Raw genomic sequence first — 24,940 nt, forward strand, 5'->3', positions numbered from 1 at the left:
ACATCTCTTGGGGAACTGATTGCTAGACCCAAGTTTTTTGTCGAACTTCAAAGTAAGCTTAAATGGCTACAACGAAAACTAGCCAAAAAACAAAAAGGGTCTAAAAATCGACTTAAAGCTATTCAAAAAGTAGCTAGACTTCATGAACATATTTACAACACTCGTAAAACTTTCATTATCAAGTAGCTCATCATCTTTGTGACCAATCGAACATAATCTTTGCTGAGGATTTAAACTTAAAAGCCATGTCTAGAGGGATGCTATGCAAGCATACTCTTGATGCGGGTTTTGGTGTTTTTTTGGAATCATTGAAGCACGTTGCTTGGAAACGAGATGTTTATTTTGAGAAAGTTGACGCTAATTTTACCAGTCAAATATGTCCCAATTGTAGCGTAGTAACTGGTAAAAAAGAACTGTCTCAACGAGTACATGATTGTTCTCATTGTGGTTTTTTAACCGATAGGGATGTTGCTTCAGCTATGGTTGTTGAGCAACGTGGACTTGCAGCCCTCGGACTGGGGGTCAAGCTGCCTGTGGAGGAAGATGTCATCGGGGATATCCCTAAAAAGGTATCTAGAGCGTCCCGTAGAAGCCCCGAAAGCCTCATAGTGATATGGGGAAGCCCGCGCTATACTGCTCTTAGCAGTTAGCGTCGGGAGGATGTCACGTCAATCATTAGTTGGATCAAGTAGCACATCAGCTAGTCGTGTCTTTGTTTACGAAGTTACGGGATTACGTCAAAATGAGGAAAGTGACAAAAATAATTATCCTTTTCGTCAGAGTGGTAGTGTCTTCGTTAACGTTCCTTATAGCCGCATGAATGAACAAATGCAGCGAATTACCCGTTTAGGTGGTAGGATTGTTGGTATTAAGCCATTAGTAGATGCTTAAGGCAATTATGGTGTCTCATTCCTCTCAATTTAAGTTAATGGGACTATCGGCGGATGATTCATTCGCCGATAATCCAGCTTATACGGTAGAATTGGCCTTAAACAATCTCCAACAGACTGATGATCCCGGTGCGCGTTATTATTCTGCTTGGTGGATTGGACGATTTCGGGTAGATGATCCGGTGGCCATTGATGCTTTAATGATGGCTTTAGAGGATGAAAGCGATCGCTCTCCTGATGGAGGTTATCCTTTACGCAGAAATGCAGCTAAAGCTTTGGGAAAATTAGGCGATCGCCGAGTTGTTCCTGGGTTGCTTAAAGCTTTGGAATGTCCTGATTATTATGTGCGAGAGTCGGCGGCCCAAGCGTTGGAAATGTTGGGGGATAGTCGGGCCATAGAATCTTTGGTCAAGTTACTTGATGGGGGGGTAGAAGCAGCGCAACAAGTAACTGGGAAACCCCATCTAGTTCAACCTTATGAGGCTATTTTAGAGGCGTTGGGTACTTTAAACGCAACTGAAGCAAGTGGTTTAATTGAGCCATTTTTAGAGCATTTTATCCCAAAAGTTAAATATGCGGCGGCACGGGCCATGTACCAATTAACCGGGAATGATTGTTATGGACAACGACTGGTGTTAGCTTTGCAGGAAAAGGATTTACAAGTACGTCGTTCGGCCTTGATGGATATGGGGGCTATTGGCTATTTGAATGGGGCCGAAGCGATCGCTAATACTTTAGCAGAAAATAGCTTAAAGTTAATTGCTTTAAAGGGAATTTTAGAGAGTCATGTGGGCCAACAATCTGTAAATTCAGGGTTATCTGAAGATAGTATTCGGGTTATGAAGCTTATGGATGGGCTACTCTGAGATATTTCCTGGTTGACAATTTTATTCTCCCGATATCTTGGTGTAAAATGTATAATAAGTTACAATACTTAAGATGGTGGGTTACGACGCGCCTTAAAACTTATTAGTTTTTCATCAAAATCATAGCCGCTTCTAACCCACCCTACGAACTATAAGCTTAACTTATCACCACAGATACGGGAGACAGCATGTCAGCAGGTGAAAGTAGGCTGAGTTGTTCTTAGCTTGCCTATGGAGGTTAGCGGACTCGAACCGCTGACATCCTGCTTGCAAAGCAGGCGCTCTACCAACTGAGCTAAACCCCCAAGTGTTTTTTCTGGTTTAAAATTTACCAGAATTTTATTCACTTTTGTTATTATATACACATAGCTTTTCAGTTGTCAAGTCTTTTGTGTGAATTTTTCTCATGACTTATTGCGTCCTTAGCTTCTATAAATTCGTTAGATTGTCCGATTTTAGGGAAAAACAAGAACCTTTACTCGAAGTTTGCCAAAAAAACGCCATTAAAGGCACTATTCATCTATCATTGGAGGGCATTAATGGTACGATTGCTGGAACAGCTTCTGATATTGAGATGGTGATTAATTATTTATGCAATGATTCTCGTTTTTTTGACTTAGAAACTAAACAATCTTTTAGTGATAATCTGCCTTTTGCGCGGATGAAAGTACGCTTAAAACAAGAAATTGTGACTTTAGGAATGCCTGAAATTAATCCGAGTGAAACGGTGGGAAATTATGTTAATTCTCATGATTGGAATGAGTTAATTTCTGATCCTGAAGTAACGGTTATTGATACGAGAAATACTTATGAAGTAGATATCGGTACTTTTCAGGGGGCTATTAATCCTCATACTCATTCTTTTCGAGAATTTCCTGATTATGTACGTCAAAATTTAGATCCTAATAAAAATACAAAAATTGCTATGTTTTGTACGGGAGGTATTCGCTGTGAAAAAGCAACTTCTTTTTTGTTAAAACAAGGATTTAAAGAAGTTTATCATCTTAAAGGTGGTATTTTAAAATATTTAGAAGAAGTTCCTCAAAATGAAAGTTTATGGCAAGGAGAATGTTTTGTTTTTGATGAAAGAATTACTGTTAAACATGAGTTAGAAGAAGGAAGTTATGAGATGTGTCTGGGTTGTGGTCATCCTATTTCTCAGGAAGATAAACGGTCTTCTGAGTATGAACAAGGGGTTTCTTGTCCCTATTGTTTTTCGACTTTATCTCCTGAAAAATTAGCACGTCAACGGGAAAAACAACGACAGTTAAAAAAGACACAAAACAGGAAATAAAACCGTTCTACCAGACAAGTTATGCTAAATTATTACAAATAATAGAGGTTCTACCGAACTTAGAATAGACCTCTTGCGAAAGTCAAAAATATAATTAATTATCATAAATTTTTCGTCAATTCTTATACTTATTTCTTATTGTTTATTAATTATTAAGTTACTTTCGCAAGAAGTCTAATGTAAAACGATTACAAATTACAGGCTTAACCCTGAAGGGTTAAGCTATAGGAACTAAGCCTGGCTACCCAGGCTTAAAATTAGGCTGTGTAGACAGCCTTTGTGTTTATAGAATAAGGCTTTAGCCTGTATTGATTTATTGATTTTACATGGCAAGTTCGGTAGAACCATAATAGACTTTAATTTAGCGACTTGTACTGAGCGAAGCTAAAATCTTTGTATACTATGTTTGTCAATGATCTAAGATTGCTATATCATCCCATTATTTTTGAGTTATGAATAATAATTTAGCCCGTTCAGGCTATACTTTACCTGTCTTTGCTTGTGCATCAGCGATCGCTGCTTTACATCACTTACAAAATAAATTAATTAATGATACAGTGTCTCTAGATTTAATTGATCCAAATAAAACAGTAAATATTCCTATTCAACAAGTAGCTAAACTTCAAGAAAATACAGCATTAGCAATTACAATTAGTGATCCAGGAGATAACTTAGACTTAACCCGAAATACTCCCATTTGGGCTATAGTTGAATTATCAAAAAATAATCAATCTGATGAACAAATTATAATAAAAGGAGGTGAAGGAATTGGCAAACAAATTAATAATGAGCAAAAAGATGCTATTTATAATTATGCTAAAAAGTTATTAAATCATAATTTAAAACAACATTTAAGCACCACAGAAAGTATTATTGTAACTATTATATTACCAGAAGGACGTAAACTAGCAAAACGTACATCTAATGAAGCATTTGGGGTGGTAGAAGGACTTTCATTATTAGGGACAACGGGAATTTCTCAACCCTTAAGCGCGCCTGGTCAATTAGACATTTATCAACAACAATTAAAAGAAAAAGCACAACAATTTGATACTTTCGTCTTTTGTATAGGAGAAAATGGCTTAGATTTAGCCCAAAAAATAGGTATTAATTCTCAACAATTAATTAAAACAGCTAATTGGTTAGGCCCTTTATTAGTCACTGCTGGATTAGAAAAAGTACAATCTATTTTACTCTTTGGTTATCATGGTAAACTAATTAAATTAGCAGGAGGAATTTTTCATACTCATCACCATTTAGCAGATGGTAGACGAGAAATATTAGTCGCTCATGGTGCTAAAATTGGTTTATCAACAACAATTTTACAACAACTATTTACCTGTGAAACTACAGAAGATGGCTTACAATTATTAAGAACATTAGATCAGGATACAGGAAGTCATTGGACACAACAAATTTATCAATCTATTGCTGATACTATTGATCAAAGAACTCAAGCTTATATTAGTAAATATGTGGAAACTGATATTAAAATAGGATCAGTTTTATTTGGACGCGATCGCTCTATAATTATAACAAGTAAAACTGGGAAAGTTTTGCTAGATAAACTTGATTGATGCGATTTTTGTAGGTTGGGTTTAAGTCCGATAGAACCATTCATAATTCATAATTCATAATTTTTCAAGGTAGCCATTGAGGACGAAAACCAACTAAAGGTAACTCTTTTAACTCTGCTTGAGCATTAGGTTTATTAGCATTAGGAGGAATTAATAACCATAATTGTCCTCCGATGATCGCTTGTCCTGAATTACTGGTTAATTTATCTGTTAAATTAGGATTATCACTGGTAACAACCTGATCAAATATTAATGCTAATCCATCAGGTGCTAAACTAACTTTAATATCTTGATAATCCGTTAAAGTTGCCAAGGGTGTCATTTTCCCTGTTTTGAGATCAAACTTAGCAAAATAAGGCTGTTCTTTATATTCTTTAGCTGGTAATAATTGAGTTAATAAACAATAAAGTTGAGTTCCTTTTGGGGTAAACTGACAATTAATAATAGACCCTTGAGTAGTTAATAATTCCTTTTGTAACCCTTGATTATTGACATAAAATAGCGATCGCGTATATCGTAAATTGGCATCGTCTGTATTAAAATCTACGGTAGCTGCCGCGGCCCCATTAGGTGCAAAATTGAGAAGTTGACCAAATTTAGGCAAAAAGTCCAAAGGTTCGGCCCCAGGTTCTAAGGGGAGAATACCAATACCTTCCCCTTTAGCAACGGCTAAACTCTGACTATCAGGGGCGATCACAAAGTCACCTCCTGTCACCTTTAACCGTTCTGGTGGGGCCCCAGACTTCACCATCCACAGGTCAAAATCAGCCGGATTTTTGCGATCAACCCGTTGAACAACAATAATTTCCCCATTATCTGACAAATCAAACTGATTATTCTGGTAAGTTTCATTATCAAGCACTAACTCAATTTTTCCGGCTGTTTGAGTTGTGCTTTCTACTCCTTTGTTAACCCCTGTGGTGACGGTATAAAGTTGTAATTCCCGTAACCCTTCTATCCCCTTATTTTTATCAGCGGCCGAAAATAAAATGCGATCGCCATCAGGATAAAATTTAAACTCTACTACCGTCGAATCTGGAGGAGTAAGAAGGCGTTTGACTTTTCGGGTCACATTATAAAAAACGATCCGTCCTTGTTCTTCCCCTTGAGTGCCAATATAAGCTAAGGCGCGATCGCGGCTTTGAAATTCTCCTACAAATGGCTCAATCACATGGCCAGCTTGCAAATCATTCCTAAAACGTTCTTGAGCATCCGTTAATTGTACCTGATAAGTTTCACCATAAGGAACCGGTGTGTTGAAGGTATAAGCGAGTCTTCGTCCGGCCCAACTAAATTTACCAGGAAGTGGGGGATCAATGACTAAATTTTGTTCGACACTGGCCCCATCCATAGGACGATCAAAGGTCAAAATAAAAGCCTGATCTTTAGAACTGACGATCTGATCTTGCCAGCTAAAATGTTGAACACGGGGGCCATTACGAATAAAACAAGCTGTACCACACAGTTTATCTAATCCAATTAAACTTCCAATAACGGCAGTAAAAGCTACAATCAAACCCAGGGACATTTTATCAATCGGTTGTAATACTATTTTATTCATATATATCAACTATTAACTATCAGCTATCAACTATTAACTATTTATTGTGCATATCCATAAGGATCAGCAGGAGTAGGAATAGTTTTAACTGACTTTGCGTCTAAAACTAATTGACGTTTTTGAGTTGGAGTTTTTTGCATAGTTTGAGTATCAACTGCGAGGGTTTCTGTGATCATTTCTGCTTCCACTTCTAACCAAATATCGGGAGGATAATCTTTTTGATCACCTTCTAATTTAACTGGTAGTCCGACGGGATAAGCATCTACAGCACAACAAGTTAAAATAAATCGACTTAAAAAGATGTAATTTTTCGGAAGAATAGGAGAATGTACAACAAATCCTGTTACCTTCGCTTTTTGTCCATTATAAGCATCAGGTTCAGGATAAGCATTTAAAGTACGAATCCACTCAATTAATGTACGATCTTCCGGTTTAACAGTTCCTCGAAAAGCCTCAGCTTGTATTTGAGTCACGGGTAAAGATTCAGAAATTCCCCGTTGTAAAGCGACTTGACTACTAAAAACAGTAGGGGGAATAAATAACCCTGCGATCGCGGTTATTACTAAGAGACTACTACCCCATCCTGGAGGAAATAAGGTGATATGTTGTACCGTTTCTGAGTCTATCGACTGTTTGCGTAACTGTTTAAACCATAACCATCCCTTCAAACTACCTAAGAGAAAAAGGATAATACTGGTAATTAAAACCAGGCCAAAATAATTAGGATGAATCAGTAACTTTAACTGACCATTGAGCCAATATCTTAATAGTAATGCGCCCCAAGCTAGAATAGCTAGTGCGTCTAACCCTGGCCAAATAAATTTCAGCTTTCGGGCAGGTTGGAGTTTAGAAAATAAAGTCATGTCTACAGCTTGATAAATTTAGAAAAAATAGCTATGACACAAGGTCAAAATAAAGGTTAATTGAGCCGCTAGTGCAAATAAATATACAATCATTCTAGGTCGGAAAATCGAGAGCATTAAACCAACGGATTTAATGTCAATCATAGGGCCAAATACTAAAAATGCTAACAAAGAACTGGTGGTAAAGGTAGAGGCGAAGGATAGGGCAAAAAACGAATCAACGGTAGAACAAATAGAGACAACCCCAGCTAAAAGCATCATCGCCATGATAGAACTAATAGTGCCTTGTCCCAAATTAAGTACAATTTCACGAGGAACAAATACTTGTAAACTAGCGGCGATCGCACTTCCTAAAATTAACATTCCGCCGAGTTCTCGTAATTCGTTGACCACATTTTCGATGAATATGTTTAGTCGTCGGTAAAATTCTCTAGACCCTATACTAGGCAAAGTTGCGGTTGCGTCTGCCATTCCTTCAAGACGTAAAGGAGTACCCGATTTATTTAATAAAAAAGTTCCTGATTGTAATAATACAGGAACATCTTGATTAGAGTGTTTTGAGCTAGAACGGGGCCATTTTGGTTGAGATAATAACATGGATACCCGTTGAGCTAAAAAGGGTTGTAACAGGTGAGTAGGATCTTTTTGTACACTAAAAATACAACCGATAGTAATAGCAATAGTCAGGGAAAAAAGCACCCGAAATACCACAATTTCTGGCTGATCTCGAAAGGCTACCCAAGTTGACCAAACTACAATAGGATTAATAGTTGGGGCGGCTAATAAAAAGCCAATAGCTGCGGAAGTGGGGAGTCCTTGCATTAAGAAGCGTCGTGCGACTGGAACATTCCCACATTCACAAACAGGAAAGAGAAACCCGATCAAACTACCGGCCAAAGCTGCTAAAAATGGATTTTTGGGTAAGGTCAGGATGAGTTTTCTCTCATCGATGAAAAGGAGTAAGGCACTTGAGAGAAGTACGCCTAAGAGGAGAAAGGGAAAAGCTTCCACCAGCAAACTGAGAAATAAAGTAAAGGCGTTGTGCAGTTGATTCATCATGAATTGCCCGATCAGGCTGGTTAGGTATCTAAGACGAAATTAATCCTTAAAAAGATTCTTGTTTTGTGTCTGTCTTTAATAATTTTTTAATATAACCTATATGTTACCAATTGTGGAGATATTAGAACACTATACCGCGATTAAACCTCTTAATTGTAGGTTGGGTTGAGGTACGAAACCCAACAAAAAACCTGAGTTGGGTGTTAGAAGTTCGGTGTTCGTCGTGGATAAATTTTTCAACTTGTCTTCATTTGGTTATGCTATTACAAATAATAGACTTTAACTCGCTCAGAGTTAAGCTATACAAACAAAGGTTGCCTACGCAACCTTTCATTCCTGTCCGCGCTCGTCGGACTTCGTTTTTATAGCATAAGGCTTTAGCCTTTTGTTAATTATTAGTTTACCATAGTAAGTCCAGTAGAACCGAAATTTTTTTGAGTTGCTTTAATCAGGATAACCGGATTTAAAGGGGAAAATCTAGTTAAGTTTTTCAGAGAAACTGAACGGGATATTTGAAGATTTAAAACTTGATAATCCCAATTATTGGTTTGCAACCATGTTAAACTCTGACTTAAATTTTCTAGAGTAGCTAAAGCAATAACTAAAATTCCATCTTGGACAATTTTCTCTTGACAAATTCCTAATATTTCGTTTAAATTCCCTCCACTTCCACCGATAAAAATCCGCTCTGGTTGCGGTAATTTACTGAGATTATTAGGGGCTTTTCCTGAAATAGCAACAACATTATTAACGTTTAAATTTTGACAATTTTGCTCAATTAAGGTAATACCTATAGCTGTTTTTTCTATGGCATAAATTTGAGAGGTTGGACATAATCTCCCTATTTCAATGGAGACTGAACCTGTTCCTGCCCCAATATCCCAAATAATTTGGTCTGGTTTTAGTTCTAATTCTCCCAAAATAAGGCAACGAATTTCTTTTTTTGTCATTAACCCAGGACGATCTTTAAAACTGAGAAAATAGTGATCTGATAATCCAAATAAAGGTAATTTTTTAGGATCTATATTTAATATTTTGCTTATAGATAATAAAATAAGAATGTTTAAAGGCTCAAATAATTCTGGATTAATTATAGCTAATTCTTCTGGCTCAAACTTGATTATTTTTTCTTTAATGCTGCCCAAATTTTCACAAACAATAAAGTCATAATGAGTGGTTAAGTCTAAACTTAAATATAGACGAGCGATCGCTGATGGGTTATTCTGACTATCGGTGAGGATAGCTATTTTTTCTATTCCCTGTTGTAAGAGGGGAATTAATTCATTTAATTCTCGACCATGACCACTAATAATTTTAGCATCTTGCCAAGGTATTTTAAGCTGATTAAATGCTAATTGTACACAATTTAGATGAGGATAAAATTGTAATTCTTCTGCTTTAAAATATTCTAATAATAATCTACCTAAACCAAAAAATAAGGGATCACCACTCACTAAAATAACAATTAATTGGTCTTCTTTATTAGATTCTTTAATGATTTCAATACTTTCTAGAAAATTACTTAATATTAGTTGTTTTGCTGGATGATTAGGAAAATAACTTAAATGGCGATCGCTTCCTACTAAAAGAGTTGCTTGATTAACAATTATTTGTACTTTTTCTGTTAATCCATTGATTCCATCTAAACCAATTCCTACTACATCAATCATAGTATATTTAATAGTTAATAGTTCGTAGGGTGGGTTAGACGCGGCTATAATTTTGATGAAAAACTAATAAGTTTTAATCCGCGTCGTAACCCACCATTTTAAGTCTTGTAGCTCCAACATACATTTTATATCAAGATGTCGGGAGAGCCAGCTTTCTTTGGCTTTTTTGATAAATTTCTGCTGCTCAGATATCATAGGATAATACCTTCTTTTTTGACATTATAAAAAAAAGGATTATTTTCAGTTTGGAATTTTGTGGACGAAATAAAATGACGGGAGATAACAACATCATAGTTTAGACAAATTTCAGAGATTATCTGACTGGTTTGATCAATTTCGTGATAGGGGTTAATGTCTGATTTAAGAATGACCAAAATATCAATATCAGAAAATTCTTTAGCATCTTCCCTAGCTTGCGAACCATATAAAATAATTGCGTTAAGTTGGTCTTTATAAAAATTGAGCAAACATTGCTTAATTTCTTGTAAAATTAGTTTAAGATGTGATTTGTTCATTAAACTTTTAACCCTAATATAGACATCTCCAAAAGACTGGATTTGACCATTCTATCATCTTTATTATTTTTCATAAGCTAAAATTAATAAAGCATTAATAATAGCAGAAGCAACGGGAGAACCACCTTTACGACCTTCTACACGAATTTGAGAAACATTAGTTTTAGCTAATATTTTTTTTGATTCTACCACAGAAACAAAACCTACAGGAACCCCAATAATTAAACTTGGTTTGATGGTTAAATCCGCTATTTTTTGACATAATGCCAGTAAAGCAGTGGGAGCATTTCCTATAACATAAATTGCTTCAGGATATTGCTCAAAACACTTTAATATTCCGGTTTCTGTACGAGTTTTTCCAGGGAGAGCATCAGACACCTGTTCAATAGCCGAAATTAAAGGATTATTAAATGTTTTATTAACAAGAGTAGTAATGCCTTGTTTAACCATAGTAACATCAGTAACGATAGGAATTTGACTCCCTAAACCATCCATTCCATTCTTAATAGCATCGGGACTAAATCTTAATAAATTTGCAAATTCAAAATCAGCAGTTGCATGAATCACACGACGAGCGATCGCATATTCCAAAGAATTAAGATTATGATCACCCATTTCTTGATCAATAATCTCAAAACTTTTTTTTAGAATCGGATGATTTAAGGATGAAGAATAAGGATTCATTAAGACTTATGTAAAGGAGCGATTTCTATTATCAACAAAACGGCCTAATTCATATTTTCCTAATAACAAAACACCAACCATTAAGGGCATAAAATAATAAATTCCTCGATAAATTAATAAAGTTCCGAGGAGTGTTTCAGAAGATATAGAATCAGATAGTAATAACAACATCACAGTTTCAAATACCCCTAATCCCCCTGGTACATTACTAGCTAATCCAGCTACTTGAGCTAATAAAAATATCCCAAAAAATGCAGAATAAGAAATACTCAGAGAACCATGTAAAAGAACGTAGAAAACCCCAGCAGCTAAAGACCAATCTAAAGAAGATACCACCAATTGACCTAAAGCAATTTTAGCAGGAAGTTGAGGAAATTTAAACTTACCAAATTTTAAGGGACGACCAACAACAGTTAAGAGAAGATACCCAATAATCATCAGTAAAAATAGGGCCCCCAAAGGACGAGCAGTATTAAAAGGTAATTCTAAGAAATTAGGAATTGCTAAAGGTTCTTTTAGGAAAAGAACCCCTCCAACTACAAACATTCCTAAACCAAAGCTAAAATTACAAAAAGCCGCTACTTGAGCAATGGAAACCATAGATAAACCCCAAGCAGAATAGAAGCGATAACGAATAACACTACTGCTTAAGACTCCTAATCCGACGTTATTACTAATGGCAGAACAAATAATCCCGACTAAAGCCATTTTAGGATAAGGAAGTACATGACGAACATAAGCTACTCCAAGAATATCGTATCCTATCATAATCATATAATTTAAGCTCATCAACGCAATTGCCGCGATGACATCAATAATGGGAATAGTTGATAAACTATTCCACATATCTTGAGCTTGATATTGATGAAAATTTTCGGCAATTGTCCACAAAGATAAACCAAAAACTACTAAACTAATAAAAGGGGGAATCCATCGGCAAATAGGTTTTTTTAACATGGGAGGAGTTAGAAGAATGATGATAAAGTAGGTTCTTTAAATGGGCAAAATTTGCTCAACTTTAAAGGATGAAAATTGTAGCACATGAAATAGAATTTCCCTATTTTTGACGATTATCTATCTAAATTTTGTTCAAGCTAATCGACTTTTTCAATCTGAATCTCAAGGTGTTTATTCTTCCTAGTAATCTTTATAATTAAAAATTACTGTAAATTAGGCAATAGGATACCCATCAGTCTTTTATGGTAAATTTAAGACCTTAGTTTGACAGAATATAAACTTAAGATGAACTCAATCTATACCTAACCTAAATTATTGGTGAACTGTAACACCCGAATCTTGCCTGTAATAGAAGCTTATGTTACAGTCTTTATATTTAATTTAGACTTGCTATGAGTAAATGAGTTCTAACACATCAGATAAAAACAGATTTATCGGAATAAGAAAACAGCACCAGTTCCGAGGGGAATCAAATTTCCTTCTTAAGTGTATAGCTTATTCAAACAATTTCGTCAAGAATTTTGTCACGATTCTTGTTTTTTTTATCTTTTTTGTAACTAATAATACAATAATGATGGATTTCAGGGGGTTAGTCTAGGACAATATTGAATTTTTTATTAATTTTTAAGGGGTCAGAATTTTTATCCGTTAGATTTAATTGAGAATTAATTCTGAACGCCTGAACTCCCAGATTATTTCGTAATTATTAACTTATATTTCAGAGGTTTATCAGATTTAGCCACAATAGTAAATTCATAATAGCCACTTTCTGAAAGTTCTCCTGACCATTGTTGTTGGGTAGAGTCTTCTAAAAGATTATTGGTTCCCGTAGGGGAATAAATCGATAAAAAAGTATCACCATTAGTTTCGAGTTTAACGGCAAGATTTTGAGATGCTTCTAAACGAACAACATAAGCTTTTCCTGCCCCTGGTTGTAAGGTTTCTTCTCGTTCAATTGTCGGGTTTTCTGAATCAAAAAAAAGTGCCTCATAGTTTGACCCTGACTGTAATGCAGTTAAGGTATCTAATATCATGGCTGTCCAAATTTGTCCTAGAGGTTGATCAATAAAGTTTTCCTCTTTTTGTTCAGGAAAAGCTCTAAAAAATCGACCGTCTACTAAATCATAAACAGCACGACTACTCAAATGTAAATTATTAGCTAGAAGTTTCCAGTTATCTCGTTGAGTTTGGTTATAAGTTCCGATTCCTTCTAACGCTTCTGGACTTAAAGATCCCAATATATCGAGAAGATTATCTCCGGTCTGATCCCATTTTTTGCGCCAAGAATCATCTTCCGGTTCATTACTAAGCGCACGACCTTTTTCACTGGGATATTGTTGTCCAAAAACTTCATCAACCAAACTAACAAATAAAGTGTGATCAATCCCTAACTTTTGACGACGTGTTCGTAATTGGGTTTTGCGTTGAAACTCTTCATCACTAATTTCAGAAGGACTCTCAGAGGTTGTTTTCTCAGAGAACACTTTGGGACTTTCTGCTTGAGTGGGATTGAGAAATTGAGAAATCCAAGTTTTCCCGGCCCACCATCCGACCATTCCTGATCCTAAAATTAGCATCAAGACAAGTATAAGTTTACTTAAACACCCAGAAACGGAACTTTTAGCGGGACTGCTAGTTAATGCCATTGTCGTCTCAGTCTTAGATAAATTGGGTATAAGGGTGTCTTCTGTGGAAGTCGTGTCAGGGATGTTGGATTCAGTAGCATCTGGAGCTACAATTATCGTCGGTGGGGTAACTGATGACGAGTAAACAGAAGACGGATCTAAGTGAGGAGTAGAGACGCTGAGGCTATCGATAACTTCTTGGGCAGAAGTATAACGATCTTTAGGATGTTTGGCCAGCATTTTGCTCAGTACGGGGGTTAATGAGGAACTTAGAGCTAATTCTGAGGGCCAATGACCTGTGTGTGGATCAATAAGCTCTAAAGGTTCTTTCCCACTGAGTAAGACTAAAGCAGTGGCCGCTAAGCCGTATAAATCACTATGGCTAGAGACGAGGCCTTGTTCAATCTGTTCCTGGGGTGCATAACCAGATTGCCCAACTTGCATAATTTGTCCAGTTAGGACTTGAGATTGGGTAAAAAAGCTATTAGCGATCGCAGATAATTGTTTAATGCTGCCAAAATCGATTAAAACAGGCAATTTATCTGAATCACGACAAATAATGTTATCTGGGGTAATATCTCGATGAATAATGCCCCGATGATGAAGATAGGCTAAAACAGGTAAAACATTTAATAAAAATTCGGTAACTTCTGACTCAGTAAAAAAGTGTCCTTGACTGAGACGATGGGTTAAAAGTTCGCGGTAGGTGGGGCCGATAATATAATCTTGGACTAAAAATAATCCTTTGTTTTCCCCTTCTGGTAAGGGAAATAATTCCCGAAAGCGAGGAATTTGAGGATGATCCAAAGTATAAAGTGCTTGAGCTTTCCGTTGAAATAGTTCTTCTGTTTTTTGCAATCCTTCGGAACTTTGGACTTCGGGTGCAAATTCTTGGAGAATACAATATTCATTAAAACGGTGACGATCTTCTGCTAAATAGGTACGTTCCAACTTTCCCCGACCCAGTTGGCGTAAGATATGATAGCGATGATTAACCGTTTCTTGAGGCTTTAACCCAGTATCCATGTAACCCATCATCTGGTGATTATGCTTCCTCATGGCCATTAAGTGAGTCATTGTACCTCAAATAGTTGCCAACTACCAAGAGTTCGGAAATCCACATCTGTTTGGGGGGACAATCCCAAAGTGAAAATGTAACCAAGATCAGGCACAATCAGTAATGAAAATCAGTAATTTTTTCTCAACTAAGAAGCTATGACGGTACTAGAAAAAGGCAATATTACGATTCATACCGAGAATATCTTCCCTATTATTAAGAAGTCTCTCTACACAGACCATGAAATCTTCTTACGGGAATTAATCTCTAATGCGGTTGATGCGATTTCTAAGCTTAAAATGGCCTCGTTTGCGGGGGAAGTATCAGGAGAAGTTCCTGATCCTGAAATTGTTATTAGAGTAGACGACAGTAATAAAACTCTTTCTATCTCTGATAATGGCATTGGTATGACTCCTGATGAGATTAAAAAATATATTAATCAGGTAGCTTTTTCCAGTGCGGAAGAATTTATTCAAAAGTATCAAAAAGATGCTAATGATTTAATTGGTCATTTTGGTTTAGGGTTTTATTCTGCTTTTATGGTGGCTAAAAAGGTAGAAATTGACACTCTATCTTATCAACCGGGATCACCTGCTATTCATTGGTCTTGTGATGGTTCTCCTGAATTTGAATTAACTGAATCTTCTCGTACTCAAATAGGGACAACTGTTACTTTAACTTTAATGGATGACGAGCAAGAATATCTTGCACCGGAACGCATTCGTCAGTTAGTCAAAACCTATTCTGATTTTATGTCGGTTCCTATCAAATTTGATAACGAGATTATTAATAAACAAAAGTCACCTTGGAAAGAATCTGCTCAAAATTTGACCTCAGATGACTATTTAGAGTTCTATCGTTATCTTTATCCTTTTCAAGAAGAACCTTTACTTTGGGTACACTTAAATACTGATTATCCTTACTTACTCAATGGGATTCTTTATTTCCCTAAACTTCGTCCTGATGTAGATGTTTCTCAAGGACATATTAAACTGTTTTGTAATCAAGTATTTGTCAGTGATCATTGTGAAGAAATCATCCCTGAATTTTTAATGCCATTACGAGGTGTCATTGATAGTCCTGATATTCCTCTTAATGTTTCTCGTAGTGCCTTAACTAATCATCGCACAGTTCGTAGTATAGCTAATCATATCGCTAAAAAGATTGCAGATCGTCTCAAATCTCTTTACGATGAAACTCCAGAAGAATATCTTCGTTGTTGGGAAGATGTAGGAACTTTTGTTAAATATGGTTCTCTCAAAGATGAGAAGTTCAAGAAGCAAGTTGAAGACATTTTAGTCTATAAAACTACCTATAAACCCACTGAGACAACTTCTGCTAATGATAGTCCAAAAATTGAAGTAGAAAGCGATGATGTTTGGCAAAATGTAGAAAGTGAGAAACAAGGTGAGTTTACTTACGAAAAAGCGGGTTATACAACCCTCAAATCTTATCTAGAACGCAATAAAGAACGACATGAAAATCGAGTCTTTTACTGCACTGATACTAATACCCAAGCGACTTATGTAGAACTCTATAAAGGTCAGGGTATAGAAATCCTGTTTATGGACTCTTTCATAGACACAAATTACTTTATTCCTTTCTTAGAAAGAGAATATTCTGAGGTAAAATTCTCACGGGTAGATTCAGAGTTAGACAAAACTTTGTTACAAGAGGATAAAGCTAATGAAATAGTTGACCCAACTACTAATAAAACCCGCAGTGAACAAATTAAAGAAATCTTTGAACTTGCATTAAATAAACCTCAAGTGAATATTCGCACTGAGGCTTTAAAATCAGATAATCCTCAAAGTACACCCCCGGCAATGGTATTATTACCAGAGGCAATGCGACGTTTTCGGGAAATGATGGCCTTGTCACAACAACAAGGAATGGAATTTCCAGATGATCATGTTTTAGTTATTAATACAACTCACCCATTAATTGAAAATATCTATCAATTAAGTCAGGGAAGTATTGTACAAGCGAGTGGTGATTCTCCTTCTCAAGAAATGGCTAAAATGTTGTGTCAGCACGTCTATGATTTAGCTTTAATCTCTCAAAAAGGGTTAGATGCAGAGGGGATGAAATCATTTGTAGAACGGTCTAATCAGGTGTTAACTCGTTTGACTAAATAGTTTCATTTTTGCAAATTTATTATTGCAAATTTATTGTGGCAAATTTATTCAGCCTAAAGGCTGATACTATATAAACTAAGCCTGGCGACCCAGGCTTTTTTATCTAATTTTAGATTGTAGGTTGGGTTGAGGCACGAAACCCAACGTTGTGAGAAAATTAGGAAAAGTATTTAACAGTGTTAAATCCCTACAAGGGTGTATTTGTAGGGACATAATCTTATTATTTCTTAGTATATTTTTGCTTCTCCCTTATATTAAAATCAATTTACGGATATAGTGGTCTAGAATAATTATCATGAAAGCAGCAGAAGTTTTAAGTCAATATGCAGCCGGAAAAAGAGACTTTCGCGGACAAAACCTCCGAGGACAAAACTTTCAAGGGAAAGACTTATCTGGGGCAGATTTTAGTCAATGTGATATACGGGGAACTAACTTTAAAGAAGCAAATTTAACCAAAGTCAAATTTATTAAAGCCACTGCAGGGTTACAAATACAATCTAAGATTTTATTATTATTAGCTGCAATGGTATTAGTTGCCATATCTGGCGTTTTTTCAGGCTGGGCAGGATATTATATTTCTTGGATTTTTGACGGTTCTGATGTACAATATAGAATATCAGGGTGGATAACCCTTGCCACTTTTGCCATCTTTATCTTTACAACCTATCGTAAGGGCTTAGTAGCCGGAGCCGTAGCCGTAGCCGGAGCCCTAGCCGTAGCCGGAGCCGTAGCCCTAGCCGTAGCCGGAGCCGTAGCCCTAGCCGGAGCCCTAGCCGGAGCCCTAGCCGTAGCCGGAGCCGTAGCCGGAGCCGTAGCCGGAGCCGTAGCCGTAGCCGTAGCCGTAGCCGTAGCCGGAGCCGGAGCCGGAGCCCTAGCCGGAGCCGGAGCCCTAGCCGGAGCCCTAGCCGGAGCCCTAGCCGGAGCCCTAGCCGGAGCGTTAACCCTTCTTGCCTATCTTATCTCCTATCGTAGCATAAAAGGTGATATTAGGGAAGCTTGGTTGCGGGATTTTGCCGTTGCCTTTGCCAGTTATGGGGGTACAAATTTCTCTAGCGCTATAGTTATTGATGCCGACTTCACAGGTGCAACCCTGAAAAATACGGATTTAAGAGCAAAATTGCTCACCCGTACCCGTTTTGAAGGTGCTATCAACCTTGAACTCGCTAGAGTTGGTAATACTCTCTTATCTCAACCTGCTGTCAAAGACTTATTAATTAACCCTAATATGGGTTATAAAAAGAATTATTTTAAAGCAAATTTAAGGGGTGCAAATCTTGATCAAGCTAACTTGAGAGAAGCTAACTTAACTCAAGCAGACTTAAGTGAAGCAACCTTACAAAATGCCGATTTGCGGGATACTAATTTAAGTCAAGTAAATGCAGTTAATACTAATTTTACTCATGTTTATTTAACCGGTGCTTGTTTAGAAGGATGGAATATTGACAGCAGTACCATATTAGATAATATTGACTGTCAATACGTTTATTTCGTTAATAATCAAGAAGAACGTCGTCCTAGTATTGGGGACTTTAAACCAGGAGAATTTAGTAAACTATTTAAAGAAGTTTTAGACAGTATTGTTTTAATTTTTCATAATGGAGTCAACTGGAAAGCCTTTGCTTCTGCCTTTAAACAAGTACAAGTTAAAAATAAAGAAACTCCCCTAGACATTGAAAGCATTGAAAATAAAGGGGATGGAATGGTAGTCATTAAAGTTAGGGTATCTCCTGAAACAGATAAAGCTAAAATTCAGCAAGAACTTCAACAAGAATATGAAGACTTTAGTAAAAGATTGGCTGCATCTCATCAAAAACAATTAGCCGCACAAGAACAAGTAATTGGTATTCAGAATAAAGAAGTTAACAGCTTAGAAAATATTATTGATATCTTAGCAGCAAATATGTCTGATGATACTCAAAATATGACAACGGTTCATTTATTAGAAAATGGTAAAGACATTGAGCAGATAGAAGAACAACAAAATTTAATTCAAGGACAAATACCTAATAATGTTGTTAGACAACTCCATGAAGAATATAAAAAGACCAAGAAGTTAATAGAAGAAAAATATGAAGCTATATTAGAAGCTAATAAAGCTCTTTTAGAATCAAAACAAATACAACTCGAAGAAAAGAAACAAGAGATAAACTATTTGAGAGAAAAAATTCTGACTCTTAGCTTAAATTTTAATATTAGCAAGGATAATAATGATGACAAAATAAATAAATAAGCTTGTTAATAAATCATGGAAAATAATGATTATTTAGAGATTATCCAACAAGCTTATCTAGACCGAATTCAAACAATAGAGGACAAATACCAAGCGATTATTATCAGTAAAGATGAGAATATTCAAACTCTTAAACAACAAATAAATGATCTAAAAAGCGAAATTATTTTTTTAAGAGAACTTGTTGATAAGCGAGAAAATAAATTAAGTCAAGTGTATAATCAATATAACATTCAATCCCCAGGAGTTAATATGTCTAATATATCTGATTCTAGTAGCGGTGATAAAATTAACTACAATTTGCAGAATTCAACGATTGGGGGAGGTATTGCGGGGAGAGACTATAGAGGAGATATTATTCATAACTATTCATCCTCAGAATTAAATGATACTATTAGAGATATTCAAAAATTAATTGATACACTGTCCCAAAATTCATCTATAAATAGCACCAGTGAACAGATGAAAATTGCTACCCAAGTAATAGAAAGAATTGAGAATACTCCTACTTGGAAACAAAAAGCCATAAACGCAGCTAAACAAGGGTTATTAGAAGCGATGAAAAGTAATCCTATTGGGGCATTTGTAGCAGGTGCGATTGAAGGATGGTAGGGGTTTAATAATATTTAGGACTTACGCAAAAAATAGTTAAATACGCTATAGATAGTGAGATGTGTTGGGAACACATCCTACTTTTAGTTTCCTTGCGTAAGTCCTAAAGATTAAACCCTACTACTACTAAATTTTAATAGCATTAAATGCTAATTTTATTAAACCAGTTTAATTTATTGATATCTGACTACTTAACTATCTTTACTCAGTAAATATTCTACTGCTCGTTGAAGCTGTTCAGTTCGATTTTTTTGTTCCTGATGACCTTCTCGCATTTCTTCAACAAAACGATCAATTCGGCGATTTGTTGTAATACTAATTTCAGCAAGTTGTTGAATACTTTGCTGCATCTGTTCCATATTCTGTTCAATGCGATCCAATCGAGAAGAATTCCACCACATGAAATTTACCTTCAAAATTATTCATACTTTGACTATAACATAATTTCAAAATATTTCCATAATTTAGAAATAAATTGAAAATATAATAGAGGGAATTATCTTAATAGGAGTTTACCCGTGACTCAGACCCCCATAACAGTGACTTACTCATTAGAAGAAGTCTTAAAAGACATTCAACAAAGCATTAAGGATGTTGATAAAAAGCTAGATACCCTTCAGAAAGAGGTGAGTGACTTTAGAACAGAAACTAAGGTAGCTATTGAATCTCTCAAAGGAGAAATTAAAACTCTTGATGCAGAAATCAAAGGAGAAATTAAAACTCTTGATGCAGAAATCAAAGGAGAAATTAAAACTCTTGATGCAGAAGTCAAAGGAATTAATAAGCGGTTAGACAGTCAAGAATTTATCAATCGTTCCATTGCTGCTGGGTTTGTTTTGGCCTTTGGAACAGGGGTTATAAAGTTATTTTTCCCGAATTTTCCTAACCTACCGCATTAAATCATTTGTAGGGGTAATTCATGAATTACCTCTACGATTATTCACAAGATTTAGCGGGTAAAATCTGAGTAAATTTTTGATAGTCAGATAAATATTCTTCTAAGGCAATAAATTGAGATACATTTAAACGATAATAAATCCAACGGCCTTCTTGACGCGATCGCACTAATTGTGAATCTTTAAGAGTTTTGAGGTGAAAAGATAGCTTAGATTGTTTAACATCAAGAATTTCACACAAATCACAGACACATAATTCTTTAGTGCGTAATAACTCTAAAATCTGCAATCTAATGGGGTCAGAAAGGGCATGAAATCCTGATAAAATGAGGGTTAAATCAGTAGTAACTGGCATTTCATTAAACATATGAATAATGGACAATAGATAATGGACAATTCATAATTCATAATTCATAATTTATCCAGTAATTCTAAATGTTGTTCAATTTCTGCTTTATCTCTCCACACAGGGCGCATTTTTCCTTGTGCATATAAAGATAATTGATCGCCGACATGAGGTGAATTAGGTTGAGTAGAATTACCGTAAACATTTAATACTTTAGCATGAATTGGATCAGAAAATTCTACAGCCGCAATAAAACTATCCCCAAAAACAACTTGAAATTTTTTATCAGCAGTTGCTTGAATATTCAAAACTTGAAAACTCCCTAAAATTCCGGGGCCTCCATTAGCAGGTAAATCTTGATTTCCTACGCGCATTCTAACCACTTCTCCCCAAGGAACATCTAAAGAACCATAAAGTAGTTTAACTTGAGCTGCAACCCCTTCTAAAACCCCTAAAGCAGTGTTAATATCAGCTAAACCGGAAGGAGTCTCTAGGGGATTTTCTGGGTTCCAAGGTTTAGAAAATAAGCCCTTTGATTCTAAGGTTAAGGCCCATAATGTAAAAAGTACCGCCCCGCGACTATTAGCATTAGTTTGATGATCCCATTTTTCTAATACTTTTGCTGCTTCAATTCCGATAGGATTAGCTAATGCTTTGGTAGTAGAAACTAAGATATTTAAAATCCGATCAGCCATTAATAATTCTGAGGAGAATTTCTTGTTAATCATCTCATCAAAACTCAGCTTTTCTGACTCCATTAATAATTGAATTGAACGCTGCGATCGCAAGATATTTTTAGCATAACCCAAAGAAGGAGGTGCAAGATAAGGGGGAAAATCTTCTGCTTTAAGAATGGGAGGAAATGTATTAGACCAAGGTGGATCATTACTATTTTGTAACCATCCCGTTTCAGGATTAACTAAACGGGGTAAATCTTCATAAGCATGGTAATCAGTCCAAAGGGTTTCAGAGGTATCTCCAGGGATTATTTTTTGCCAATATTGCCAATCTCCTTGAGATTTAATCGGCACTAAAGCATTAAATAAATAGAAAATTTGTCCTTTTTTATCCGCATAAAGAAAGTTAAATAAGGGTATTTGTAATTGCTTTAATCCGGCTTCAAATTCTTCTAAATTAGTGGCTTTTGCCATCTCCCATAACTGTTTAAACCCATGAGGACGATCTAAACCTACTATTTTTACTGCATAAGCATAATCTTTATCTTGATGAGTAATAACCCCCTGAACTGAATGTTTAACCCCAAATTCTAATTCTGTATAATTACCATTAGTTTGACGAATTTTTAATTTTTTAATTTCTGTATCAAATTGTTTAACTTTTCCTTCCCAAAGATAACCATCATCTTGTATTTTTAATTGATAAGTATCAGCCCCATCTATGGGATTAACGGTAACAGTCCAACCTAAATTATCATTAAATCCAAGAGCTAAAATAGGCATTCCTACTAAAGCGGCTCCATACATATTAACACCAGGAGCATTTAATTGGGCTTCATACCATAGATAAAAATCTGACCAGGGTAAATGGGGATTTGCTAATAACATCGCTTTGCCACTGGCTGATTTTTTAGGACTAATTACCCAACCATTTGATCCCCCTTGTGGTGGTATAATTTGTCCTGCTGCGATCGCTTGAGGATTAGTTAAAAAATGGAAGTGTATCACTCGTTGAAAATGGGCTAAAATGTCGGTTCCTGTAATAGGTAAAACGACTTTTAAATCTTCATTAATTTCCTGGGGATATTGAGCTACATAATTGTTAATTCCTTGAGCAAAACTGTCTAAATACTGACGAATTTCTGGGGTTTGTTGTTCATACCATTGTTGCGCCCTAACTGAAATGCCCATGGTTGTAACATATTGATCAGATTCTAGATAATTAATACCCCAATATTCGGCAGCTTTGCCCCTAGCTTGTCCATATAAACGCAAAATTAAGTTACCATGACTCTTAGTTTGCGCCCAACCAAATGCTTTAAATAAACTGGTTGAATCTGAGGCATAAATATGAGGAACGCCCCAAGTATCCCAAAGTATTTCGCTATTATTAGTTCCCATAATTGGCACATTAAAGGTAAGGGTAATGATTAAAATAGTAGTTAATACAATGGCGATAAATCTAGTCATTTTTGCTTGTAATAATATCAATTTTGTGGTATAATTAATCATGCTCCCATGCCTGAATATTCAGCTAATCCACGTTTCCATAACCAACGATTTAAGATAAAAAAGATAACAATCCAAGCTATCATCATGAAAAATCCCCTAACTAAATTAACGGGTAAACCTATCAATAAAGCAGCCGGAAAATAAACCGTATAAGGAAAAGGTGTCCACATAACTATCTCTTTTATCATAGGTGGAAATACGTCTAATGGTGCTGTAATTCCTGATAAAAAAATATCAAATAAAAACCAAAATTGTTGAAGCGCAGTTGCTCGTTCTGTCCAAAAAGCAAACATAGATAGGGTGTATTGAATCAAAAACCGTAAAGTAAAAGAGAGAACAATAGTAATTAAACAAAAAATAATTCCAGTAAAACTAGGTATCCAAACAGCTTGAGGATATAAACTAAAGAATAAGATAGTTAACAGAATAGCTATGGGAAAACGGGTCATTTTTTCCGCAATATGTCTAGCTACATGATGCCAAGCTGGATCAAAAGGATATAATAATTTAAAAGATAATTGACCTTCTAAAACTTCTTTTTCAAACTCCCAAATAACCCAAATATTCGTAAATTGTCTAATTTGAAAAACGGCGAAAAAATAACGAGCAAATTCCACAGAATTTAAGTTAAAATTTCCTCTTTGTGCCGCTTCTATCCACACACCCATTAAAATAATTGGTAAAGAACCAGATAAAACCCAAAAAAATATTTCAGCCCGATATTCTATCATATAGGCATAATAAACAGAAAGTAGAATTAGGATTTTTTTAAGTGGCCACTTCATTGATAAATAATGAGTTAATAACTTTTAATTTAACATTATATATCTAATATTAACAAATAACTCAGCCCGCGAAGGCGGGCTTTGTTTTAATAGCTGCACCTTTCAAGGTGTCAGCCTATATGTAATATTAACAAATAACTCAGCCCGCGAAGGCGGGCTTTGTCTTAGTAGCTGCACCTTTCAAGGTGTCAGCTTTGGGGTATTTAATGAGAAAAAGGACAACCTTTAGTTAATTTATGCAAAAAAGAACTATTATCAAAATAATGCTCAATAGAAATAATTTTTAAATCATCAGTAACTCTGGCAATACTAAGTCCCAAAATTTCAATAGTTTCTCCCGTTGGTTGATGATCTTTATAAGGGCCATTAAATGTTCCCCAGTGTCGCCATTTAAACGTTACATTAGGAGGCCCAGATAAGACTTCAGTTAATTCCCAAAGAAACCCATTAGGAAAGGCATTATGAAACAATTTAAACGAGGATTCAAAAGTTTCCTCCGTAGCACTATATTCTTTGGCATTACCAATAAATAAATTATAAGTTCCTTGTTCTGCTACTTCTTTCGCTGTATAGTCTGGCCCCCCATTACTACTCATACGAAATTTATCTGTTACTATAGATATCCATTGTTCAGGGTTAGACTTATTAGACGCTTCCATCTCAAAAGTTCTCACTAAATTTTGAGCGATCGCTTCTAAAGATCCCTCTAGATGAGAATATTGACTTTCTTTATGCAAAAATTCATCAGTATGAGAATAGTCAGGACGTTTTCCTTCACGCCATTCTACCCCTTCATCATGAGTAATTACTGTATTACGATCTTGTACCCAAAGGGGTAATTCTGCTGACCCATCTTTACTCATTTAAACCTCTCTTTATCCAGAAATTATGTTGCGACTTCAATTATAGGAATGACTGGAGTTAAGAAATTAAATAAAACTCTAAATTTTTTGTAAAGAACTTCCAATGCACTCGCGCCGAAGGAACTTTGTACGGGCGGGTTTATCTAACATATTAGTGAAAATTAGATAATTTTGTTAAAAACCAGCCCCTACCACTTCTGACTTCTATGCAATTGCGCCGAAGGAACTTCTGACTTCTAGCACATAGGGGCTTAATAATATTA

Annotated in this window: 23 protein-coding genes and 1 tRNA gene; 10 read left to right on the top strand and 14 right to left on the bottom strand. The window is 35.7% G+C overall.

All coding sequences use genetic code 11. The features are described 5' to 3' along the window. From AsFPU1_RS17635 to cpcE, 4 genes are all read left to right on the top strand, one after another. Positions 1–186, top strand: a 186-nt coding sequence (locus tag AsFPU1_RS17635; RefSeq protein WP_148096907.1) for a transposase, incomplete at its 5' end; no start/stop codon positions are given. 59 nt (positions 187–245) lie between these two features. Further along, a complete protein-coding gene (locus AsFPU1_RS17640) occupies positions 246–650 on the top strand; it encodes a zinc ribbon domain-containing protein (protein WP_125061150.1) in 405 nt (134 codons plus the stop codon). Between the two features lie 10 nt (positions 651–660). After that, complete coding sequence (cpcD, locus tag AsFPU1_RS17645) at positions 661–891, top strand: rod-capping linker protein CpcD (protein ID WP_124976035.1); 231 nt, start codon at positions 661–663, stop codon at positions 889–891. 7 nt (positions 892–898) lie between these two features. Then, positions 899–1,756 carry a C-phycocyanin alpha-cysteine-84 phycocyanobilin lyase subunit CpcE gene (gene cpcE, locus AsFPU1_RS17650; protein WP_124976037.1) on the top strand — a complete coding sequence of 286 codons (858 nt, stop codon included), beginning with the start codon at positions 899–901 and terminating at the stop codon, positions 1,754–1,756. 232 nt (positions 1,757–1,988) lie between these two features. On the opposite strand, the gene AsFPU1_RS17655 is transcribed toward cpcE, so the two are convergent. Continuing rightward, positions 1,989–2,061 (bottom strand) — tRNA-Ala (locus AsFPU1_RS17655). A 101-nt stretch (positions 2,062–2,162) separates the two neighbouring features. Here AsFPU1_RS17655 and trhO point away from each other — a divergent pair. Continuing rightward, complete coding sequence (trhO, locus tag AsFPU1_RS17660) at positions 2,163–3,050, top strand: oxygen-dependent tRNA uridine(34) hydroxylase TrhO (protein WP_124976039.1); 888 nt, start codon at positions 2,163–2,165, stop codon at positions 3,048–3,050. Between the two features lie 452 nt (positions 3,051–3,502). Continuing rightward, positions 3,503–4,627, top strand: a complete 1,125-nt coding sequence (cbiD, locus tag AsFPU1_RS17665) for a cobalt-precorrin-5B (C(1))-methyltransferase CbiD (protein ID WP_124976041.1) — start codon at positions 3,503–3,505, stop codon at positions 4,625–4,627. Between the two features lie 64 nt (positions 4,628–4,691). Here cbiD and AsFPU1_RS17670 read toward each other — a convergent pair whose 3' ends face one another. The 8 genes from AsFPU1_RS17670 to AsFPU1_RS17705 form a co-directional block, all read right to left on the bottom strand. Beyond that, positions 4,692–6,188, bottom strand: a complete 1,497-nt coding sequence (locus AsFPU1_RS17670) for an Ig-like domain-containing domain (protein ID WP_124976043.1) — start codon at positions 6,186–6,188, stop codon at positions 4,692–4,694. 41 nt (positions 6,189–6,229) lie between these two features. Further along, on the bottom strand, positions 6,230–7,051 hold the full coding sequence (locus AsFPU1_RS17675; protein ID WP_124976045.1) for a TIGR03943 family putative permease subunit: 822 nt from the start codon (positions 7,049–7,051) through the stop codon (positions 6,230–6,232). Positions 7,052–7,069: 18 nt separating this feature from the next. Next, positions 7,070–8,107, bottom strand: coding sequence for a permease (locus AsFPU1_RS17680; protein ID WP_125061157.1), 1,038 nt, complete (start codon positions 8,105–8,107; stop codon positions 7,070–7,072). 398 nt (positions 8,108–8,505) lie between these two features. After that, entirely contained in the window at positions 8,506–9,780 is a 1,275-nt protein-coding gene (gene cbiE, locus AsFPU1_RS17685; RefSeq protein WP_124976047.1) for a precorrin-6y C5,15-methyltransferase (decarboxylating) subunit CbiE, read from the bottom strand. Between the two features lie 191 nt (positions 9,781–9,971). Beyond that, on the bottom strand, positions 9,972–10,295 hold the full coding sequence (locus AsFPU1_RS17690; RefSeq protein ID WP_124976049.1) for a nucleotidyltransferase domain-containing protein: 324 nt from the start codon (positions 10,293–10,295) through the stop codon (positions 9,972–9,974). Positions 10,296–10,358: 63 nt separating this feature from the next. Then, the gene (locus AsFPU1_RS17695; protein ID WP_124976052.1) at positions 10,359–10,979 is read right to left on the bottom strand and encodes a cobalt-precorrin-8X methylmutase; all 621 of its coding nucleotides are present in this window, start codon (positions 10,977–10,979) and stop codon (positions 10,359–10,361) included. A 6-nt stretch (positions 10,980–10,985) separates the two neighbouring features. Further along, a complete protein-coding gene (locus AsFPU1_RS17700; protein ID WP_125061151.1) occupies positions 10,986–11,936 on the bottom strand; it encodes a lysylphosphatidylglycerol synthase domain-containing protein in 951 nt (316 codons plus the stop codon). Positions 11,937–12,628: 692 nt separating this feature from the next. After that, the gene (locus AsFPU1_RS17705; RefSeq protein WP_227875728.1) at positions 12,629–14,638 is read right to left on the bottom strand and encodes a serine/threonine-protein kinase; all 2,010 of its coding nucleotides are present in this window, start codon (positions 14,636–14,638) and stop codon (positions 12,629–12,631) included. A gap of 138 nt (positions 14,639–14,776) precedes the next feature. Between AsFPU1_RS17705 and htpG the strand changes: the two genes are divergently transcribed. The 3 genes from htpG (at position 14,777) to AsFPU1_RS17730 (ending at position 19,598) form a co-directional block, all read left to right on the top strand. Continuing rightward, the gene (htpG, locus tag AsFPU1_RS17710; RefSeq protein ID WP_125061152.1) at positions 14,777–16,756 is read left to right on the top strand and encodes a molecular chaperone HtpG; all 1,980 of its coding nucleotides are present in this window, start codon (positions 14,777–14,779) and stop codon (positions 16,754–16,756) included. 295 nt (positions 16,757–17,051) lie between these two features. After that, a complete protein-coding gene (locus tag AsFPU1_RS22745) occupies positions 17,052–18,986 on the top strand; it encodes a pentapeptide repeat-containing protein (protein WP_174715389.1) in 1,935 nt (644 codons plus the stop codon). Positions 18,987–19,001: 15 nt separating this feature from the next. Beyond that, on the top strand, positions 19,002–19,598 hold the full coding sequence (locus AsFPU1_RS17730) for a hypothetical protein (RefSeq protein WP_124974353.1): 597 nt from the start codon (positions 19,002–19,004) through the stop codon (positions 19,596–19,598). Positions 19,599–19,789: 191 nt separating this feature from the next. Here AsFPU1_RS17730 and AsFPU1_RS17735 read toward each other — a convergent pair whose 3' ends face one another. After that, complete coding sequence (locus tag AsFPU1_RS17735; protein WP_124974355.1) at positions 19,790–19,999, bottom strand: hypothetical protein; 210 nt, start codon at positions 19,997–19,999, stop codon at positions 19,790–19,792. 117 nt (positions 20,000–20,116) lie between these two features. Here AsFPU1_RS17735 and AsFPU1_RS17740 point away from each other — a divergent pair, with 117 nt between their 5' ends. Continuing rightward, positions 20,117–20,497: a hypothetical protein gene (locus AsFPU1_RS17740; RefSeq protein WP_124974357.1), complete on the top strand. Its 381-nt coding sequence runs from the start codon at positions 20,117–20,119 to the stop codon at positions 20,495–20,497. Between the two features lie 37 nt (positions 20,498–20,534). Here the strand turns inward: AsFPU1_RS17740 and AsFPU1_RS17745 are convergent, their stop codons facing one another. The 4 genes from AsFPU1_RS17745 to AsFPU1_RS17760 form a co-directional block, all read right to left on the bottom strand. Continuing rightward, positions 20,535–20,861: an ArsR/SmtB family transcription factor gene (locus tag AsFPU1_RS17745; RefSeq protein ID WP_124974452.1), complete on the bottom strand. Its 327-nt coding sequence runs from the start codon at positions 20,859–20,861 to the stop codon at positions 20,535–20,537. Positions 20,862–20,905: 44 nt separating this feature from the next. After that, on the bottom strand, positions 20,906–22,987 hold the full coding sequence (locus AsFPU1_RS17750; protein ID WP_124974359.1) for an acylase: 2,082 nt from the start codon (positions 22,985–22,987) through the stop codon (positions 20,906–20,908). Between the two features lie 38 nt (positions 22,988–23,025). After that, a complete protein-coding gene (locus tag AsFPU1_RS17755; RefSeq protein WP_124974361.1) occupies positions 23,026–23,814 on the bottom strand; it encodes an ABC transporter permease in 789 nt (262 codons plus the stop codon). Positions 23,815–24,017: 203 nt separating this feature from the next. Further along, positions 24,018–24,677, bottom strand: a complete 660-nt coding sequence (locus tag AsFPU1_RS17760) for a nuclear transport factor 2 family protein (RefSeq protein WP_124974363.1) — start codon at positions 24,675–24,677, stop codon at positions 24,018–24,020. Positions 24,678–24,940 lie beyond the last annotated feature (263 nt).

Origin of the sequence: Aphanothece sacrum FPU1, assembly GCF_003864295.1 — a bacterium.
Taxonomy (GTDB): Bacteria; Cyanobacteriota; Cyanobacteriia; order Cyanobacteriales; family Microcystaceae; genus Aphanothece_B; species Aphanothece_B sacrum.

Bases quoted from the DNA above. Each gene is read 5' to 3' on its own strand.
- AsFPU1_RS17760 (WP_124974363.1), bottom strand. From the start codon at position 24,677: ATGAGTAAAGATGGGTCAGCAGAATTACCCCTTTGGGTACAAGATCGT.
- AsFPU1_RS17735 (WP_124974355.1), bottom strand. From the start codon at position 19,999: ATGTGGTGGAATTCTTCTCGATTGGATCGCATTGAACAGAATATGGAA.
- cpcE (WP_124976037.1), top strand. From the start codon at position 899: ATGGTGTCTCATTCCTCTCAATTTAAGTTAATGGGACTATCGGCGGAT.
- cbiE (WP_124976047.1), bottom strand. From the start codon at position 9,780: ATGATTGATGTAGTAGGAATTGGTTTAGATGGAATCAATGGATTAACA.
- AsFPU1_RS22745 (WP_174715389.1), top strand. From the start codon at position 17,052: ATGAAAGCAGCAGAAGTTTTAAGTCAATATGCAGCCGGAAAAAGAGAC.
- AsFPU1_RS17695 (WP_124976052.1), bottom strand. From the start codon at position 10,979: ATGAATCCTTATTCTTCATCCTTAAATCATCCGATTCTAAAAAAAAGT.
- AsFPU1_RS17675 (WP_124976045.1), bottom strand. From the start codon at position 7,051: ATGACTTTATTTTCTAAACTCCAACCTGCCCGAAAGCTGAAATTTATT.
- AsFPU1_RS17670 (WP_124976043.1), bottom strand. From the start codon at position 6,188: ATGAATAAAATAGTATTACAACCGATTGATAAAATGTCCCTGGGTTTG.
- cpcD (WP_124976035.1), top strand. From the start codon at position 661: ATGTCACGTCAATCATTAGTTGGATCAAGTAGCACATCAGCTAGTCGT.
- AsFPU1_RS17705 (WP_227875728.1), bottom strand. From the start codon at position 14,638: ATGACTCACTTAATGGCCATGAGGAAGCATAATCACCAGATGATGGGT.
- AsFPU1_RS17730 (WP_124974353.1), top strand. From the start codon at position 19,002: ATGGAAAATAATGATTATTTAGAGATTATCCAACAAGCTTATCTAGAC.
- AsFPU1_RS17745 (WP_124974452.1), bottom strand. From the start codon at position 20,861: ATGTTTAATGAAATGCCAGTTACTACTGATTTAACCCTCATTTTATCA.
- AsFPU1_RS17640 (WP_125061150.1), top strand. From the start codon at position 246: ATGTCTAGAGGGATGCTATGCAAGCATACTCTTGATGCGGGTTTTGGT.
- htpG (WP_125061152.1), top strand. From the start codon at position 14,777: ATGACGGTACTAGAAAAAGGCAATATTACGATTCATACCGAGAATATC.
- AsFPU1_RS17700 (WP_125061151.1), bottom strand. From the start codon at position 11,936: ATGTTAAAAAAACCTATTTGCCGATGGATTCCCCCTTTTATTAGTTTA.
- AsFPU1_RS17680 (WP_125061157.1), bottom strand. From the start codon at position 8,107: ATGAATCAACTGCACAACGCCTTTACTTTATTTCTCAGTTTGCTGGTG.
- AsFPU1_RS17750 (WP_124974359.1), bottom strand. From the start codon at position 22,987: ATGACTAGATTTATCGCCATTGTATTAACTACTATTTTAATCATTACC.
- AsFPU1_RS17690 (WP_124976049.1), bottom strand. From the start codon at position 10,295: ATGAACAAATCACATCTTAAACTAATTTTACAAGAAATTAAGCAATGT.
- AsFPU1_RS17755 (WP_124974361.1), bottom strand. From the start codon at position 23,814: ATGAAGTGGCCACTTAAAAAAATCCTAATTCTACTTTCTGTTTATTAT.
- cbiD (WP_124976041.1), top strand. From the start codon at position 3,503: ATGAATAATAATTTAGCCCGTTCAGGCTATACTTTACCTGTCTTTGCT.
- trhO (WP_124976039.1), top strand. From the start codon at position 2,163: ATGACTTATTGCGTCCTTAGCTTCTATAAATTCGTTAGATTGTCCGAT.